This window comes from Exiguobacterium sp. s21, from assembly GCF_018617975.1.
Lineage (GTDB): Bacteria > Bacillota > Bacilli > Exiguobacteriales > Exiguobacteriaceae > Exiguobacterium > Exiguobacterium mexicanum_A.
The window spans coordinates 16,557-33,741 of sequence record NZ_JACSLF010000016.1; the positions used below are offsets into that span (position 1 = coordinate 16,557).

General features: G+C 53.7%; 20 protein-coding genes. 10 read left to right on the forward strand and 10 right to left on the reverse strand.

Annotated features, from left to right (window positions below):
- Positions 1-83 precede the first annotated feature (83 nt).
- Complete coding sequence (locus tag KNP06_RS14095) at positions 84-1,178, forward strand: MBL fold metallo-hydrolase (protein ID WP_251129171.1); 1,095 nt, start codon at positions 84-86, stop codon at positions 1,176-1,178.
- Positions 1,179-1,200: 22 nt separating this feature from the next.
- Here the strand turns inward: KNP06_RS14095 and KNP06_RS14100 are convergent, their stop codons facing one another.
- The gene (locus tag KNP06_RS14100; RefSeq protein ID WP_214789439.1) at positions 1,201-2,418 is read right to left on the reverse strand and encodes an MFS transporter; all 1,218 of its coding nucleotides are present in this window, start codon (positions 2,416-2,418) and stop codon (positions 1,201-1,203) included.
- 139 nt (positions 2,419-2,557) lie between these two features.
- Here KNP06_RS14100 and relB point away from each other — a divergent pair, with 139 nt between their 5' ends.
- Together relB and KNP06_RS14110 are read left to right on the forward strand one after the other, a co-directional pair.
- Positions 2,558-2,782 (forward strand): type II toxin-antitoxin system RelB family antitoxin, encoded by a 225-nt coding sequence (relB, locus tag KNP06_RS14105; RefSeq protein ID WP_214789441.1) that lies wholly within the window; start codon positions 2,558-2,560, stop codon positions 2,780-2,782.
- Positions 2,779-3,048, forward strand: coding sequence for a type II toxin-antitoxin system RelE family toxin (locus KNP06_RS14110; RefSeq protein ID WP_214710439.1), 270 nt, complete (start codon positions 2,779-2,781; stop codon positions 3,046-3,048). The genes relB and KNP06_RS14110 overlap by 4 nt, the downstream gene beginning before the upstream one ends.
- 89 nt (positions 3,049-3,137) lie before the next feature.
- Here KNP06_RS14110 and KNP06_RS14115 read toward each other — a convergent pair whose 3' ends face one another.
- Positions 3,138-3,833: a DsbA family oxidoreductase gene (locus KNP06_RS14115; protein ID WP_131437502.1), complete on the reverse strand. Its 696-nt coding sequence runs from the start codon at positions 3,831-3,833 to the stop codon at positions 3,138-3,140.
- Between the two features lie 87 nt (positions 3,834-3,920).
- Positions 3,921-4,565 (reverse strand): PAQR family membrane homeostasis protein TrhA, encoded by a 645-nt coding sequence (trhA, locus tag KNP06_RS14120; RefSeq protein ID WP_214789443.1) that lies wholly within the window; start codon positions 4,563-4,565, stop codon positions 3,921-3,923.
- 125 nt (positions 4,566-4,690) lie between these two features.
- Between trhA and KNP06_RS14125 the strand changes: the two genes are divergently transcribed.
- Complete coding sequence (locus KNP06_RS14125; protein WP_214789445.1) at positions 4,691-5,215, forward strand: DUF1836 domain-containing protein; 525 nt, start codon at positions 4,691-4,693, stop codon at positions 5,213-5,215.
- A 40-nt stretch (positions 5,216-5,255) separates the two neighbouring features.
- On the opposite strand, the gene KNP06_RS14130 is transcribed toward KNP06_RS14125, so the two are convergent.
- From KNP06_RS14130 to KNP06_RS14140, 3 genes are all read right to left on the reverse strand, one after another.
- Positions 5,256-5,870, reverse strand: a complete 615-nt coding sequence (locus KNP06_RS14130) for a PH domain-containing protein (RefSeq protein ID WP_214710443.1) — start codon at positions 5,868-5,870, stop codon at positions 5,256-5,258.
- 13 nt (positions 5,871-5,883) lie between these two features.
- On the reverse strand, positions 5,884-6,717 hold the full coding sequence (locus KNP06_RS14135) for an aldo/keto reductase (protein ID WP_214710444.1): 834 nt from the start codon (positions 6,715-6,717) through the stop codon (positions 5,884-5,886).
- A gap of 63 nt (positions 6,718-6,780) precedes the next feature.
- On the reverse strand, positions 6,781-7,692 hold the full coding sequence (locus KNP06_RS14140; protein WP_214710445.1) for an MBL fold metallo-hydrolase: 912 nt from the start codon (positions 7,690-7,692) through the stop codon (positions 6,781-6,783).
- A 364-nt stretch (positions 7,693-8,056) separates the two neighbouring features.
- Between KNP06_RS14140 and abc-f the strand changes: the two genes are divergently transcribed.
- From abc-f to KNP06_RS14155, 3 genes are all read left to right on the forward strand, one after another.
- Positions 8,057-9,754 (forward strand): ribosomal protection-like ABC-F family protein, encoded by a 1,698-nt coding sequence (gene abc-f, locus KNP06_RS14145; RefSeq protein WP_214710446.1) that lies wholly within the window; start codon positions 8,057-8,059, stop codon positions 9,752-9,754.
- A 12-nt stretch (positions 9,755-9,766) separates the two neighbouring features.
- Positions 9,767-10,543 (forward strand): hypothetical protein, encoded by a 777-nt coding sequence (locus KNP06_RS14150; RefSeq protein ID WP_214710447.1) that lies wholly within the window; start codon positions 9,767-9,769, stop codon positions 10,541-10,543.
- Positions 10,544-10,658: 115 nt separating this feature from the next.
- Entirely contained in the window at positions 10,659-11,570 is a 912-nt protein-coding gene (locus tag KNP06_RS14155; protein WP_214710448.1) for a cation diffusion facilitator family transporter, read from the forward strand.
- A gap of 43 nt (positions 11,571-11,613) precedes the next feature.
- Here the strand turns inward: KNP06_RS14155 and KNP06_RS14160 are convergent, their stop codons facing one another.
- The 3 genes from KNP06_RS14160 to KNP06_RS14170 all read right to left on the reverse strand — a co-directional run bounded on the left by KNP06_RS14160 (position 11,614) and on the right by KNP06_RS14170 (position 14,226).
- Positions 11,614-12,753 carry a zinc-dependent alcohol dehydrogenase gene (locus KNP06_RS14160; protein WP_114165942.1) on the reverse strand — a complete coding sequence of 380 codons (1,140 nt, stop codon included), beginning with the start codon at positions 12,751-12,753 and terminating at the stop codon, positions 11,614-11,616.
- Between the two features lie 106 nt (positions 12,754-12,859).
- Positions 12,860-13,717 carry a metallophosphoesterase gene (locus KNP06_RS14165; RefSeq protein WP_214707994.1) on the reverse strand — a complete coding sequence of 286 codons (858 nt, stop codon included), beginning with the start codon at positions 13,715-13,717 and terminating at the stop codon, positions 12,860-12,862.
- 95 nt (positions 13,718-13,812) lie between these two features.
- Positions 13,813-14,226 (reverse strand): organic hydroperoxide resistance protein, encoded by a 414-nt coding sequence (locus KNP06_RS14170; protein WP_214707996.1) that lies wholly within the window; start codon positions 14,224-14,226, stop codon positions 13,813-13,815.
- A 118-nt stretch (positions 14,227-14,344) separates the two neighbouring features.
- Here KNP06_RS14170 and KNP06_RS14175 point away from each other — a divergent pair, with 118 nt between their 5' ends.
- Both KNP06_RS14175 and KNP06_RS14180 read left to right on the forward strand, forming a co-directional pair.
- Positions 14,345-14,791 (forward strand): MarR family winged helix-turn-helix transcriptional regulator, encoded by a 447-nt coding sequence (locus tag KNP06_RS14175; protein WP_214707998.1) that lies wholly within the window; start codon positions 14,345-14,347, stop codon positions 14,789-14,791.
- Between the two features lie 19 nt (positions 14,792-14,810).
- A complete protein-coding gene (locus tag KNP06_RS14180) occupies positions 14,811-15,737 on the forward strand; it encodes a CAP domain-containing protein (protein ID WP_214708000.1) in 927 nt (308 codons plus the stop codon).
- Between the two features lie 42 nt (positions 15,738-15,779).
- Here KNP06_RS14180 and KNP06_RS14185 read toward each other — a convergent pair whose 3' ends face one another.
- Positions 15,780-16,253, reverse strand: a complete 474-nt coding sequence (locus KNP06_RS14185; protein ID WP_029595900.1) for a glutathione peroxidase — start codon at positions 16,251-16,253, stop codon at positions 15,780-15,782.
- A gap of 162 nt (positions 16,254-16,415) precedes the next feature.
- On the opposite strand from KNP06_RS14185, the gene KNP06_RS14190 reads away from it, so the two are divergent.
- Entirely contained in the window at positions 16,416-16,937 is a 522-nt protein-coding gene (locus KNP06_RS14190) for a VanZ family protein (RefSeq protein ID WP_214708002.1), read from the forward strand.
- Positions 16,938-17,185: the final 248 nt, after the last annotated feature.

Below are 17,185 nucleotides of genomic sequence, written 5' to 3' on the forward strand. Positions count from 1 at the left end.
CCATGTGCCGTCTTTTTCTGTATTCAAAAACAGGGAAATCGGCGCTAGTACCGTATAATGAAAACGTAGAGGAGTGGATGAACATGAAGAAGACATTATTATTTACATTGATGGGCATGGCAGCCGTGACGGGGACCGTGCTTACCCAATATAAACCGCTCGGGAAAAAGCCGAAAACGCTACGGTCGCCGAACCTCGTGAACGGCAAGTTCCGCAATCAGCTCGATACACCGATGCGGTTTTCAACGGACGACATGATCTCGATGTCGAAGGAATATTTGAACCCGGACTCGCTCCGGAAACCGAGTGAGCGGTTGCCGGTCGTCCCAATCGACTTCAGCGAGAAACTCGGCTCGAGCTTCACCCGCATCTATTGGCTCGGCCATTCGGCGATGCTCGTCCAAATGGATGGCAAGACGATGCTCGTCGACCCGATGTTCGGCCGGAGCCCGTCGCCGCTCCCGTTCGCAAAGAACGTGCGGTTCAGCGAGGACTTGCCGTTCGAGCTCAACGACTTACCAGATATCGATGTCGTCCTGCTCACGCATGACCATTACGATCATTTGGACTATGCGACGATTCAAACAATCAAAGACAAGGTCGCGGTCTTCATCGTCCCACTCGGTGTCGGCAGCCACTTGAAACGGTGGGGTGTCGGGACGGAACGCATCGTCGAACGTGATTGGGGCGAGACGTACAACTTCGGGCCATGGACGTTCGTCTGCACGCCGGCTCGGCACTTCTCGGGCCGCTCGCTCACTGACCGCAACGCGACGCTCTGGGCGTCATGGGTCGTCCTCGGTGAGACGGATCGCCTGTTCTTCAGTGGGGACGGTGGATACGGGCCGCACTTTAAAGAAATTGGTGATGCGTACGGACCGTTCGACTTCGCAGCGCTCGAGTGCGGCCAATACGACGAGCGTTGGCCGGACGTGCATATGCAACCGACTGAGACGGCACAGGCGTTCCGGGACGTGCGGGCCGACAAGATGCTCCCGATCCATTGGGGCGCGTTCACGTTATCGTTCCATGCCTGGTTCGACCCAGCCGAACAGATGGTGGGGCTCTTACCACGAGAGGACGTGCTCACGCCGCGAATCGGTGAGCGGATCACGCTCGACGGACGGAACGACACGACCAACTGGTGGCGTGACATCGAAGACATGAACAAGCGCTGACCGAATTCGGTCAGCGCTTTTGTCACGAAGAGAGGCGTTCGGCCTCGTCCGTTTCGATATGAAGTTTGTGTTTGCGCGTGTAGATGAGGAACGCACCCGTCATGAGGATCGAGCTGATCCCGAACAAGACGACCATGAGCTGTAAGCCGATCAAGTCGAGGAAGAAGCCGGTGACGAGTAACACGACTTGGAAGACGATCCGGTCGAGCATGTTCCGGAACGAGAAGAAACGTCCGTGATAGTCTTTCGGCATCCGTGTCTGGAAAATCGTCACCGCCGTCGGGAAGAAACAGCCGACCGAGAAGCCGAACAAGACGAACGCCGCGATCGAGACGGCCGGGATGTCGGCGAAGTAAAGCATGAGCTGGGCGACCCCGATCAAAAACGAGAACGTGAACAAGATGGAGAACACGGAGAACTTCTCACCGATCCGTTTGATGAGGAACGCACCGACCATGAAGGCAATCCCTTCGGCCGTGTAAATCCATCCTTTGATCGCCGTCGAGTCCTGTAGCTCGCTAATGTTGATGACGAGTAAGTTGAACCCGCCGATGAAGAGGAGCGGGATGAGCGTCATGACGAGCGTCATAAAGATGACCGGAATCGATTTGATGATCGGAAAGACGTCCTTAAACCCGCCGGACGACTTGGCGTCCACTTTCTTCGCAGACGGGACGGTCGTCTCGTCGATCTTCAAGAACCACGTCGCGACGGCGAGGAGCAGATAAGCGACAAGCGAGAGCGCGTAGACGTCCCGAAGTGAGATGAGCGTGAGCAAGATGCCGGCAATGGCTGTCCCGATGACACGCGACAGCGTCGATACGTTCATGTGCACCCCGTTCAAGGCGAGCAACTCTCGTTCCTTGACGATGAGCGGGATGGCCGCCTGGAGCGCCGGAAAGTAGAACGCGGCCGACCCTTGCAGGAAGACGAGGAAGACGACCATCCACAGCACGCTTCCCGTCTCGATGGCGACGAACATGAACAGGACGCTCAGTGCCCGGACAATACTCGAGATGAGCATGATTTTCTTTTTCGAGCCTTGATCGGTGAGACGGCCGGCGAGCGGCCCGATGGCGACCCCGGCGAGCAATCCGCCAGCGAGGATGAGGGCCTTGACGAAGTCAGACGGCACTTTCTCCTGCATGAACTCCAAGTTGCCGATGATGCCGAGCCAAAGCCCGAGACCGGCCACGAACTCCCCGGTCAAGATGATCCAGACGTTGCGATTTTTCCACATATGGTTAAGTCCTCGATTCTTATTAGGTAATAATAATTATCCTTCAGAACGATTTAGAAAGCTACAAAAAAGAAGCCGGGATTCGGCTATACAAATATGTATTTTCGTAATACAATGTATTACAAAGGAGGTCGATCATATGAGTACAATATCTGTTCGACTCGACGAAGAGGATGCACGTCTCATTAGAGAGTATGCGAAAACGAAGAATCTTACCCTTTCCACTCTCGTCCGCGATGCTGTTTTAGAACGAATTGAGGATGAACTCGATTTAAAATTGTATCATGAAGCCATGAATGCTCATCAAGAGCATTCTGAGGCAATTTCATTCGACGACATGATGAAGGATTTAAACTTGAAATGAAAGTTTATCAAGTCGCATTCGAACGAAATGCTCAAAAAACATTGAAAAAGATGGATCCCCAACAGGCACGGATCATCATGGCCTGGATCAAGAAAAACTTGGTCGGAACAGATGATCCGCGCCGTCATGGGAAAGGGCTAGTTGCCAATCACTCTGGCGAATGGCGGTATCGCATTGGTGATTATCGTCTAATTGCAGATATTCAAGACGAGACAATCACAATTCTCATTTTAGAAATCGGTCATCGCAGAGATATCTACAAGTAAAACATTGCGTATACATAAGGTTTTTTAAGAAAACCCTAAAAAGCATTCGTCCAAATATAGGCGAATGCTTTGCTTTTGTTCGTGTAACATCAGATATCGCAGTTGTCGTCCGTGCACGTCGCGCCACCCGAGAGCACTTGAAGCGTCGGTGCCGATTCGGCCCACGTCTTCTCAAGCACTTGTGTGAACGCCTCGGTCGGTTGCGCGCCAGAGACGCCATATTTTCCGTCAAAGACGAAGAACGGGACGCCGGTGATGCCGAGGTCGCTTGCACGCTTCTCTTCAGCGCGAACGTCTTCTGTGTATACGTCTGAAGCGAGCACGTCTTTCACGGCGTCAGCATCGAGTCCGACACTTGTCGCAATCTCGACGAGGACGTCGTGGTCGCCGATATGTTTCGCGTCGACGAAGTACGCCTTGAGGAGCGCTTCTGACAGTTCTTTCTCTTTGCCGACCGTCTTCGCATAGTGCGTCAATCGGTGCGAGTCGAGTGTGCCCGTGACGACCATGTTGTCGAAATCGTACTCAAGTCCGACGGTGCGGGCCTGGGCAGCGACTTGTGCCGTCGTGCCTTTCGCCTGCTCGAGCGGCATGCTGTATTTCTTCGCAAGTGCTTCGTAAATCGAACGCGAGTCCGTCGTCGGGGCGTTCGGGTCGAGCTCGAAACTCTTGAACTCCACTTCGACGTTGTCCGCGTGCGGGAACTGTTCGAGCGCTTCTTCTAGACGGCGCTTGCCGATATAACAGAACGGGCAGACATAGTCTGACCAAACTTCAATTTTCATATTCAATCCCTCCTACAGTCAGTGTAGGATGTCTTGAATTTGAAGTAAATGAATGTGCTCATGAAAAAAAGTCCTCACGAGGAGGACTTAGAAGACGTACCAGAACACGCAGACGAAGTGGGCGAAACTGCCGAACAAGATAAACAAATGGAACACCTCGTGGAAGCCCCAACCGCGCCAGTTGACGAACTTCGGCTTGAAGCCGTAAATGAGTCCGCCAATCGTGTACATGACGCCGCCGAGGATGAGCCAGAAGATGCCGGCGTTGCCGATGACGTCATGAAGCGGCCCGATGAAGAACACCGATAACCAGCCCATGCCGATATAGAGTGCCGTCGACAAGAAGCGCGGCGCGTGGAACCAGACGAGCTTGAAGATGATGCCGAACAAGGCGAGCGCGTGGACGGTGCCGAACAACACCCAACGCGTCGGCCCTTCGAGCGCAAGCAACGTGAGCGGGGCGTATGTCCCGGCGATCAAGGCGTAAATCATCGCATGATCGATTCTCCGGAAAAAGGCGATGACTTTCGGCGAGGCGATGATGCTGTGGTACAGGCCGGACGACAAATAGAGGAAGACGAGGCTAATCCCAAACAAGATCGCAGCCATGATGGCGAGCGGCGACCCGAGCAGAGACGCTTTCACCGTCATCGCAATCAACGCGACGAACGCGAGCACGGCCCCGGCCAAATGGGTCAGTGCATTAATCGGTTCCCGAAAAATCGAATTCATGTAAAAACACTCCTTATCACGTCATGTAGTATCCATAACTACATGATAAGCTGTATACGGAAGAACAACAAGGTTTTTGTTTCGACAAATTGAGTTTGTCCGTATACTGAAAGGGAGGTGATCCAATGAAACCGCACGAGATTGTAGAGACGGAAGGGACGTTGCCGAAACAGGTGCTCCCGACGATCGACTTATATATGGACCAAGTCATCCAGCTGTTCGAGCAACATTACGGCAAGATGAAACGAAGCGACGATGAGACGATTTTGACGAAGACGATGATCAACAACTACGCCAAGGGCAAGTTGTTCCATCCTGTCAAAAACAAGAAATACACGAACGAGCACTTGATGTTGCTCAGCCTGATTTACGAGATGAAAGGATTGCTCTCGATCAATGACATCAAAGAGACGCTCCGGCCGTTGAACGAGTCGGACGAGGGCTTCTCGCTCGAGGACTTCTATGACGCGTACCAGGTTCAGAAAGAGCAGAACATGCAGGCGTTCGAGGCGCAAGCCGAGACGCTCCTCGCCAACGTACGCACGAACGAGACGAACGGCATCCAACAGTCGCTCGCCATCGCCTCGGCCGTGCACATGAGCCATTTGTTTCAACGGCTCGCCGAACAGTTGATTGATGAAAGTAAATGAAAATGGCCCCGATTCAGAGACGAATCGCGGGCCATTTTCATTAGTTGTTGATATATTTTTCGAACACGTCACCGAAGTCTTTGCGGTTCCACTCGTGATAGTGGCCTTTGAGCCAGTCGAAACTCTGTTCGTTCAATTCCTTGAACGTCGCGGCAACGTTCATGTCGCCTTGGCGGAGCCCGCTCAAAATCGACACCGAATGCGTGAGTGACGCGTTGGCATACTCCATCATCTTCCGGCCTTCACGTTGCTTCTCAGCGATGGCGAGGAGCGATTTGTACAAGTCTTTCACATGCTCGATTTGTTTCTTGTTCACGTCGATCGAGTACGGCTTGTCGCCGATGGTGAACTTGATCTCGACGTCCATGTCGACCGTACCGGCCGTCTCGAACATGACGTTATTCAATGGGAAATGGGCGTAAGGATAACGGTACAAGACGCGTTTCGAACTCATCGCACTCGTCCCGTCCAGGTGGATCATCGCCAAGTTTGTGAAGCAGTACTCGTCCGATTTCGATTTGATCAAGAAATAAATCTTCTCGTTGTCCTCATGCAGGACGTAATCATCCGAATCCGCTTTATCAAAATCTTTCGGGTCGATGACTTCGCCGATATCGCTGAAGCCTGTCAAATCAGAAGCTAGTTTTTTGAACATGTACAATCTCTCCTCAGTAGTGGATTTTGTGCATCTCGTTCGGGTCAGACCCGGTCCGCTCGTCGCGGTTGAGTCCATCGATCGCGTGCATCTCTTCTTTCGTCAACGTGAAGTCGAATACCTCTATATTCTCGCGAATCCGGCTCGGCGTGACTGATTTCGGGATGACGGCGACGCCGTTCTGCAAGTGCCAACGCAAGATGACTTGAGCCGGCGACTTCCCGTATTTTTCAGCAATCTTAGTGATGACCGGGTCCTCAAGCGCCTCACGCCCTTTCATGAGCGGGCTCCACGCCTGAATCTGGATATCGTAGCGCTGACAGAACGAAATCAACTCTTTTTGGGACAGGTATGGGTGGATCTCGACTTGGTTCACCGCCGGGACGATCGAGCATGACTGGATGATCTGTTCGAGGTGGCTGATCTCAAAGTTCGAGACCCCGATGGCCCGAACCTTGCCTTCCTCATACAACTGTTCGAGCGCTTTATACGTCTCGACGAACTTGCCGAAGCGCGGCATCGGCCAGTGAATCAAGAACAAGTCGACATATTCGAGCCCGAGCCGGTCGAGGCTATCTTGGAACGCTTGGAGTGCCTCGTCATAGCCGTGGAACTCGTTCCACAGTTTCGTCGTCACGAAGATGTCTTCCCGCGGGACGCTTGACTCGCGAATCGCTTGGCCGACGCTCTCCTCGTTTTGATAGATGGCCGCCGTGTCGATTAACCGATAGCCGGCATCAAGCGCCGCTTTGACCGTGTCGACCGTGACCGCTCCGTCTTCCACTTTGTACACGCCGAGTCCGAGCATCGGCAGTTTCACATCATTGTTGAGTGTGGTCCATTCCATAAATTGATTCCCTCCCTCTCACCTCTTACGTTACCGAAAATCGTCCGGAAGTGAAAGCGAAAGCTACAGCCGAATACTTTCGCCGTGCGCCTTGATCACGATTTGATCACGTTCAAGCTTTGCCGCGGCGACGAGTCGCTCATACGGCTCCTCGACGGGTTCGTAGGATAAGACGAACGTGTCCCAATGCATCGGGAAGAAACGCTTCGCGCCGCTCTGTTTGAACATTGTCCATGCCTGCTCCGGGGTGCAGTGCGCTTCCTCGAACGACTCGGGTTGATAGGCGCCGATCGGGAAAAAGGCGAGGTCGATCGGCTCTTTGTTCGCGAGCCCGTTGAACGACTCGGTGTACGCCGTATCCCCGGCGAACAGCATGCGGACCCCTTTATATTTCAAGACGTAGCCGTTATAGCCCATATGTTTGTCCCATGGGAAACGATTGCCCCAGTGGGCGACAGGAATCGCTTGGACGTGGAGCCCGTTCGCGAGCGTCAATTTATCGTGTGGATGCATCTCGAGCGTCTGTAAGCTCGGATATTTACGTAACAGTTTGCTCGTGCCCGGGGCCGAGATGACGACCGTATCGCGGGTGATCAGCCGCTTCAGGCTCTTATGGTCGAAGTGGTCCATATGGGCGTGACTGAGCAAGATGACGTCGACGTGCCCGATCTCCTCGATCGAGAGGGCGGGGGCGGTATGGCGTTTCATACCGAACGTGACCGGGCCGACGTGGACCCCAATCCGGTTCGAGAACACCGGATCGGTCAAAATCTTTAATCCGTACCAATGGATGAGCACGGTCGAATGGCCGACCCAGGTGGCGCCGACCATCGTCTCATCGAACGAGGAGAGGTCCGGCTTGACCGTCGGGACTTTGAAGGCGGGGCGAGGCAGTCTTTGTTTGAATCGTGTATATAAGAACGTACCGACGCTCGCTAGGACAGCGCTCGGGACGAGTAGGTTTCGTAATTTCATGGCAGTCACCTCATCATCTAAGTTGGTTTAATCATACCGCTCGCATGACGCGCTTGCATCCGCCGGAAGGTGTAGAAAAAATCGGAGATTGTGGGGCACCCCCTTGCGAATCCGCTTTCAATTTGGTACGGTTGCAATAACTTAGGAAAGGAAGGTACAACGTGCCATGAAAAAGTCACACGCCCTCAACAGATGAAACGAATCATCACTGTTCGCACGAACAGTCACGGGTGAAGTGTGTCCAATTTCAGGCTACGGGGGTAACCCTTCTTTCCGCTTGACCGGAGCTCTTCACACCATCGCTTTTGAGCGGATGGTGTTTTTGTTTCATCGCGTATCCGAACAATTAGCGAGGTGAAACAATATGTTATCAATCCAACAAGTCCGGTTCGACCACGACCGGCAACCATTATTCGACAACGTCTCGTTCGACGTGGCGGCAGCAGAACGGGCCATCTTATTCGGACAGAACGGGTCCGGCAAGACGACGCTGTTCAAGCTGCTTATCGGCGAGCTGACCCCACAGGCAGGCACGATCGACGTCTTAGGTTCGGTCGGTGTCGTCGAACAGACGGTGTTTGACGGAGAAGAGACTGCGCTGGACTACGTCATGCAAGGCGACCCGCAGCGCTATCCGCTCTACATGGATGTCACATCAGGTGACACGGCGCGCGTGCTTGAAGCATACGACGAGGCGCTCGCAACTGACGCCTTCGGACTCGAGACCGAAGCGAGACGAGCGCTCAAACGGCTCGGTCTCGACGCACAGGACTCGATCCGGCTCCGAGAGTTGAGCGGCGGTGAACAGACACGGGCCCAACTTGCTCGGCTCACGATGCGACATGTCGATATCGTCCTGCTTGACGAGCCGACGAACCATCTCGATGTCGACTCAATCGAGTGGCTGACGCGCTGGGTGAACGAGTTTCCGGGTACGGTGCTCGCCATCTCCCACGACCGCCAGTTCATCGACGATGTCGCGACGGTCATCCTTGAATTAGACGAAGGGAAAGTCGTCCGCTATCCTGGCAACTACACGGCCTATAAACACCAGAAGGCCGAGGAACGTGTACGCGACGAGCGAGCCCATGCCCGCTACGTAGCGCGGAAGTCGGAGCTGCTTGATATGATCGCCCAATATAAGGGGTGGCATTTGAAAGCGAAAGCGACGGCGAGCGTACGGAGTCCCGGCGCGCAAAAAGGAGCGGCGAACCTCGCCGTCAAAATGAAGGCAAGGGAACGTAAGCTCGAGCAACTCGAAGGTTCTCGGCCCGATCGCCCGAAAGACGCGGCCCATGTCTCCGTCCGTTTCCAAGCCGACCCGCTCGAGGCGAAGACGTGGATCACGGTCGACGACGTCTCGTTCGGTTACGAGGAACCCCTCTTTGAGCACCTCTCGTTCACGGTGAACCGGGGTGACCGCATCTCCATCGTCGGGCCGAACGGGAGCGGGAAGACGACGCTGTTGAAACTATTGATTGGAGAACTCGCACCGGAGACCGGGGACATCCAGCGTCACCCGAAACTGAAAATCGGTTACTTCTCGCAGACGCTCGCCCGATTGCCAGCCGAAGGAACGTTGCTCGAGGCGCTCCTCGCCGAAAGTGACATCACCGAGACGGAGGCGCGGACGCTGCTCGCCCATTTCTTGTTCCGCCGTGATGAGGTGTATAAGCCGATTCGAGAGGCGAGCATGGGGGAGAAGTGCCGCATCGCCTTCCTCATCTTGTACTTCTCGGAAGCGGACCTGCTCGCCCTCGATGAGCCGACGAACTATTTGGATGTGGCCACACGGGAGCAAATCGAGGCCGCGCTCGAAGTGTATCGAGGCGGATTGATTCTTATCTCGCATGACCGGACGTTCCACCGCTTGACGGACCGGACGATCGAGCTCGGAAAGACGGTGCGCGTCCTTGAGTCGGGTGATACAAAACCTCCGGTCGACGTCGACGCGACGCTGCGGACGCTCGAGACGTTGACGAGCGAGCCGCAAATTTTCTTCGACGAGGCAGGAAACGGCATCCCCCTTACCGAATCCGAACAGAATAGACGAAACAAATAGGGGTGGAATCACATGAAAGAAGAAGTACGGGTATCACGGGCCGCATCACGGAAACGGAAGCGGTTATGGCAAACGGCGACGGTCATCGCATTGATCGCTTCACTCGTCGGCGTCATCGCCTTCGCGGCCTTCATGGACACGAAGAAATCGGCGTTGCCGGAGACAGACGACATCGCGACCGAGTCGGTCAATAATGAATCAGAGGCGACAGAAGAAGACGAGCCGGAAGCGGAGGCCGACGAGTCAGCGGGAACGTACGTCTATATCGCGGCACCTTATACGAAAGTGTTCGCCGACGACCGGGCGACGGTCATTTATGAGGCCGACCTCGGTGACCGGTTCGAACAGCTCGAGGCCGTCAGTGGTTTCGTCAAGCTCCAATTGAATGAGCGGACGACGGGATGGGTGACGGAAGCACAAGTGACGGGAGAAGCGACGAGCATTTCCGATGACGATGTGACCGCGGCATGGAAGACCGTCGTCCCGACGGCGGATGCGGCGACAATCGAAGTGCTCGGCCAAGACATCGACAGTGTCCGGGCCACGCTCGGTACCCCGAAAGCGGTCCAGCGTGACCAAGTGAACGAATACCATTTCTATGACGGCTTCTTCTTGATGGTACGTGACCAACAAGTGCGGGCGATCGACTGGGACCGCCAAGCGGTCGCGACGCCTGATGTGACGGCGACGAGCAGTCAAAACGCCGGCAGTTGGTATGAAGGTGAGACTCGCCAGTTGAAGTTGTTCCCCTATGACGGCGTCATGCGGGTCCGGCTCGAACAGAAATAACGACAATCGTCGAGAGGACATCCCTTTCGGCGATTGTTTTTATGTATTCATTCAAATTAACGTTTGAATGTTTGAGGTGGAAGGTATAGACTATATAGAGAGAGGGGGAGAAACAATGGGCGCACATCACGATCATCACGGGCACGACCATCACCATCATCATACGACGAACCAACGGGCATTATTCTGGTCGTTCGTCCTGATTGCGACGTTCATGGTCGTCGAGGTCATCGGCGGATTATGGACGAACAGTTTGGCGCTCTTGTCGGATGCGGGCCACATGCTCAGTGACGCAGCCGCGCTCGGTCTCAGTTTTCTCGCCGTTCGGTTCGGGGCACGGCAGGCGACGCCGGAGCGCACGTTCGGCTATCGACGGTTCGAGATTTTGGCGGCGTTCGTCAATGGATTGACGCTGCTCGTCATATCCATCTACATCATCATCGAGGCGTATCAGCGCTTGTTCGCCCCGCCTGAGATTTTGAGCGGGGGCATGCTCACGGTCGCCATCATCGGACTGCTCGTCAACGTACTCGCGGCCTGGCTGCTCATGCGGGGGGAACGTGACAACTTGAACGTCCGCAGTGCACTGTTGCACGTGTTCGGCGATTTGCTCGGCTCGGTCGGTGCCATCACGGCGGCCGTATTGATCATGGCGTTCGGATGGACACTTGCCGACCCGATCGCGAGTCTGTTCGTCGCTGTCCTGATTTTGTTGAGCGGCTACCGCGTGACGCGGGAGGCGATCCATATTTTGATGGAAGGGACACCCGACCAAATCGACGTCGTGGCGATGCAACGTGAACTCGGTGGCGTCGATGGCGTCAAAGAAGTCCATGACTTACATGTCTGGTCAATCTCATCGAACGAACTCGCCGTCACGTGCCACGTCTTGATCGGGGCAGACACGGACGACCAGCGCGTCTTGCGTGAGGTGACGAAACGAATCCGACAGTTCGCCACGTTCGAGCGTTCGACCGTTCAAATCGAAAGGGAAGCACAATGTTGCGAAGAACGGACGATCTGGTAAATAAACAAGCGGTCCCTGACATCTGTCGGGGACCGCTTGTTCGTTATGGTTTCAAGACGACTTTGACGCAGTCGTCCAAATGATCATTGAACATCTTGTACGCATCAGCTGCCTGCTCGAGCGGCAGACGGTGCGTGATGATATCGGTCGGGTCGAACTTCTTGTCGACAATCATTTGGAACAGCTCAGGCATGTAGTGAATGACCGGCGCTTGTCCCGTCCGAATGCTGACGTTTCGGGTAAAGAAATCACCGAGCGGGAACTGGTTGTAGTTCATCGCGTAAATCCCTGTCAATTGTACGGTACCGAACTTACGCACCGCTTCTTTCGCGACTTTGATGGCGCTGAGGGTTCCTCCTTGGACCATCAACTTTTGTTCGACTTTCTCAATCGGTGATTTTTTTCCGTCGAATCCGACACAATCGATGACCACGTCAGCCCCGCCGTTTGTAATTTCATAAATATACTTGCCAGTATCGATCGGGTCTTTCATCAACACGGTCTCGACATTGTTAGAGAGTTTAGCCCGGTTCAACCGGTAGATTTCCGGGTCGACGGCGATGACGCGTTTCGCACCACGCACCCAGGCTAATTTTTGTGTCATCAAACCGACAGGACCTGAGCCGAGGATGACGACCGTGTCTCCCGCTTTCATACCGGCATTCTCTAGACTCCACCATGCTGTCGGAATAACGTCCGACAAGAACAAGAGTGCCTCGTCGTCTAGTTCACATGACTCCGGGATGACAAGCGGCATGAAGTTTCCATATGGCACTTTTAAGTACTCGGCTTGACCGCCGGGATGGTTCCCGAACTGCTCCGTGAAACCGAAGTAGCCGCCTGCATCGGTATGAGGAGCATGGTTCGAGTTGTCGCACTGGCTCTCCATTTCATGCTCACAGTAGTAACAGTGTCCGCAAGAGACGTTAAACGGTAAGACGACACGGTCGCCTTTCTTCACTTTCGTCACATCCGGACCGACTTCTTCGACAATTCCCATCGGCTCGTGACCGATCACATAGCCATGACGGGTCGGCATATTTCCTTGGTAAATATGCAAATCGGATCCGCAGATGGCCGTTGACGTGATTTTGACGATAATCTCTTCCCGGTTCTCAATCTCCGGGTCTTTCACATCCTTGACTTCAATGTTTTTTGCTCCTTGATAGGTGACAGCACGCATATGTCCACTTCCTCCTTTTTTTGAAAACAGGTAAGTTACAACAAGAGTACTGTACCCTTCTTAAGCGCCTGCGAATCCGATTTATGGGGAACATAGGAAAAGGGGCTCACTGGGGAGCCCCTTTCCCGATGACGTCGATGACGACAATCTCCGGTGGATTGAACACACGCGGTACGCTGACGCTATAGTTGAAGCCACGCCCGATGACGTGTGTGAATGATTCGTGCTCGTACAAGCCCCCGGCGTACTTCGGGAAGAAGCCTTGGTCCGGCGCATACAGCCCGTTCAATAAATAGGGAATTCGAACCTGTCCGCCGTGGGCATGGCCTGACAGGACGAGGTCAAACGGTAAGGCGGCGTACGTCTCGACCTGCTCGGCCCGATGTGACAAGAGCAGACTGAACGCCGTCTCCGCGTCGACATCACCGAGTGAGGTCAATGCCGTCTCTTCCCAGCTGCCGTGGATGTTTTCCGTATACGTCCGCAATGGGTCCTCGAGTCCGCCGACGAGGACGTCGACGCCGTTGACATTGATTGACGCGGTCTCGTTCTCGAGCACGGTCACACCATAGGAGCGAAATACGTCCTTGACGTCGTGGCGGACGAAATCGTCCGAGCCGTCGATCTCATGATTGCCGGTGACGAAATACATCGGCGCGATGCCTTGTAAGCCTTTGATCAATTCAAACGAGGCGTCAGGTGAGCGGAACCGGTCGAGAATATCGCCGGGAAGGGCAATCAAATCGGGTTCTTGTTCTCGTACTTTGTCGATCAAGACACGTTGGTCGTCCCCGTATGAATAACCGTGCAAGTCGGACAACAAAATCACCCGGAACGATTGACCGGTCTCAAGTTTGTCGGATTCGACCTTATAATTTCGAATGGTCAGTCCGTTATAAAAAGCAGCGAGGAGGAACGCGACCCCGACGCCGATCGTCACATATTTGCGTTTACCTTTGAACATCGTCCGCCTCCTCTCGATGAATCGTTCGTTTCTTCATTCTACTCTGTAGAGTAGGGAGACGCAAAAAAAAGCCCGCTCGGAAGGGGGCCATCTGATTATGCTGCTTTGGCAGTCAACTTGACGTCGACGTTGCCGCGTGTCGCTTTCGAGTACGGGCAAACTTGGTGTGCCGCTTCGACGAGACGTTCCGCCGTCGCTTGATCCACACCTTTGATCTCGACTTCGAGTTCGACCGAGATGAAGAAGCCTTCATCGTCTTGGTTGAGCGTCACGTGTCCTGTGACGTTCGTGCCATCTGTTTTAATACGTTCTTTGCCGATAACGAGGTTCAAGGCGCTACCGAAACATGCCGCATAACCCGCTGCGAAGAGTTGCTCCGGGTTCGTCGCTTCGTCCGCGTGTTTTGAGCCAGGCATTGAGACGTTCAAGTCGATGACGCCGTCCGTCGATGTAACGCGACCTTCGCGGCCACCGATTGCAGTTGCAGAAGCTGTGAATAATTGTTTCATGATTCAATTCCTCCATTTCGTTTTTAGGCAATTAAGTTGTGCACAATCTAATTATAGAGCAGTCAAACAGATAATCAAATGATATGCTTGTCCTAAGACTGTAGCCGGAGGAAATACTATGAAAAGTTCGTTAACATTAGAGCATCAGATCTGTTTTCAGCTCTATACCGCTTCAAAAGAGCTTACAAGATTATATCGCCCAATCTTGGCGCCGTTAAACCTGACATATAGCCAGTACTTGGTCATGCTCGTTTTATGGGAAGAGGACAATATCGATTTGAAACAGCTCGGGGAGCGGCTCACGCTCGATTCGGGCACATTGTCACCGCTCGTCAAGCGGCTCATGCAACTCGATTACGTGGAGAAAGTGCGGGCGACCGACGACGAGCGCCGTGTCCTGTTGTCACTCACGCCGTCCGGGAGCGCATTGCGTGAGCAGGCCGAGGAGGTACCGCTCAAAGTGAGTGGTATGCTGAATATAGATGAGGCGACGTATATCGCTTATATGGAGATGCTCATCGACATCAAGGCGCGGTTGCGTGCGTTCGGTGAGCGAGAGGAGTAGGTTTTCGAAAGGAGACGCGATGTTTCGTAAATTAGTGATTTTATTGCTCGCGATCGGCATGTATGCGGCCTGGAAATTTGAAGTGCCGAACGTGTCGGCGCCGACGAGCATTCAAGTGAAGTCGACGGAAGTGGCGGAGGAGCAACAAGAACGCTCGACCGACGCCCCGCGCTTCACGAGCCAATATGCCGGGCACGACTGGTACTTGCTCGAGAAGAGCGGCGACCGTAGCCTCGAGTTGATCGATGCTGACGGTTCGAAGAAAGGCCATTACCAGTTCGAGACGGGCAGCATCTTTGAAGGGCTCATCGTGGGCAAGACGACGCGACAACAAGTCGAGCAAATCGGTTTCGATGAGGTCAAGTCATACAATAAGGGATTGAAACGCTATTTGATTCCGGACGACCCGTCGTTCAACGTCTATGCGATTGATGATGACTACTTGACGCTGTTCTTCGATCAGCACGATGAGGACAAGCTAAAGGCCGTGCTCACCGTCGACCGGGACGTCGAGGAGTCGAGCGACGGCTATTACGGCGACGTGTCGGAAGACAATCTCGTCGCGAACGAACAATTGATGCGGATGCTCATGAACTGGGACCGTCAGAAGTTTGGATTGTCGGCGCTCGCTGACTACGAACCGCTGCTCCCGGTCGTGCGCGCCCATAGTGAGAACATGGCCCGCAACAACTTCTTCAGCCATACCGATCCCGAGGGCCGCGACCCGTTCGAGCGGATGAATGAAGCCGGCATCGCCTACTCCCTCGCCGGAGAGAACTTGGCGATGGGGCAGATGAGCGTCTTCCACGCCCACTGGGGACTCATGAATTCGCTCGGCCACCGGGAGAACATTTTGAAAGATGGTTTCACGCACGTGTCGGTCGGCCTCGTCTATAATGAAGAATCAAGTCCGTTCTACACGATCAACTTCATCACCCCACGCTAAAAAAAGAATGGCCCGCCGGATTTCGGTGGACCATCCTTTTCCTTATAACAGGCGTTTGACCGCCGTCTCGATCTCGTCCGGTGTCGTCTGCGGCGAGAACCGTTCGATGACGTTGCCGTTCCGGTCGACGAGGAACTTCGTGAAGTTCCACTTGATCGTCTTCGAGCCGAGCAGGCCAGGTGCTTCTTTCGATAAGTATTGGAAGAGCGGGTGGGCGTCTTTCCCGTTCACGTCGACTTTGGCGAACATCGGGAACGTCACGCCGTAGTTCAATTGACAGAACTCGCTGATTTCCTCGTTCGAGCCCGGGTCTTGATTGCCAAACTGGTTGCACGGGAAGCCGAGGATATGGAAACCTTGCCCTTGGTAACGTTCATATAATTTCTCGAGCCCGTCGAGCTGTGGTGTGAAACCGCACTTGCTCGCCGTGTTGACGATCAACAGGACGTCCCCCTCGTATTTGGATAGCGGTTGGAGCTTGCCGCTCATGTCGGCCGCTTCATATTGATAGATCATGTTGATTCCCCCTTTTTGATTTTATTATACCAATCGGAATTTCAAGACACGACTTTGAACCGGTTGTTCGCAATCAAATTCTCATGAAATGATGAAGTCGTTGTTACAATGAAACATGATGGACGGCGTATAATGAGACTCGTTGTAGAAAGGAACGGTGTTATGTACATACTGAAAAATGAATTTATATGGATCAGTTTGATCCTGATTGGCTTATTCTTCTCGAGCGCGACCCCGTATTCGGACCAGAGCATCGTCTCACCGCTCGAACGGTTCGATTGGACGTGGGCCGAACCGGTACTCTCGACCGTCGACTTCGAGTACGCCGGAGGACCAGTATCGCTCGAGGCGAAAGGGAGCGTCGGCTTGATTGAGTTCTTGATTCGGAAAGCGGCGCACTTCACCGTCTTCTTCGCTCTCGGGGCACTTCTCGTCAAAGCCGTGTCACGGACAAGACTCCATGCCGGTCTGACGATCTTGTTTGCATGGACGCTCGCAAATACGGTCGCCATCTTTGATGAGTTCCATCAAAGCCTGACGCCTGAGCGGACGCCGCTCATTCAGGATATCCTGCTCGACAGTTTCGGGGCAGCCTGTGGCGTCCTTCTCGTTGGCGGTTATTATTTGTGGAAACACGGCCGAACGAACCGGTCGCGATCGGGGTATGTCTCCCCAAGGTGGTAAAAAAATCATATAGGTAGTTATTTGAAAAGCGCTTTCAAGAAGTGCTTTTCTTTTTTATTTATAACGTTTTTGTGACATGAGTAAATGAGAAATCCCTTTATACCCCCATTTTTAAACGTATAAAACCCAAAACAGGTCAATGTAATGCGAATGAAATATAAGTGTAAAATAACTTTAGGTTTGGATTGCTATAATGAGTCTCAGAGCGATACAGGAATTCGCGTTTTAACTTATAAATTATTCGATCT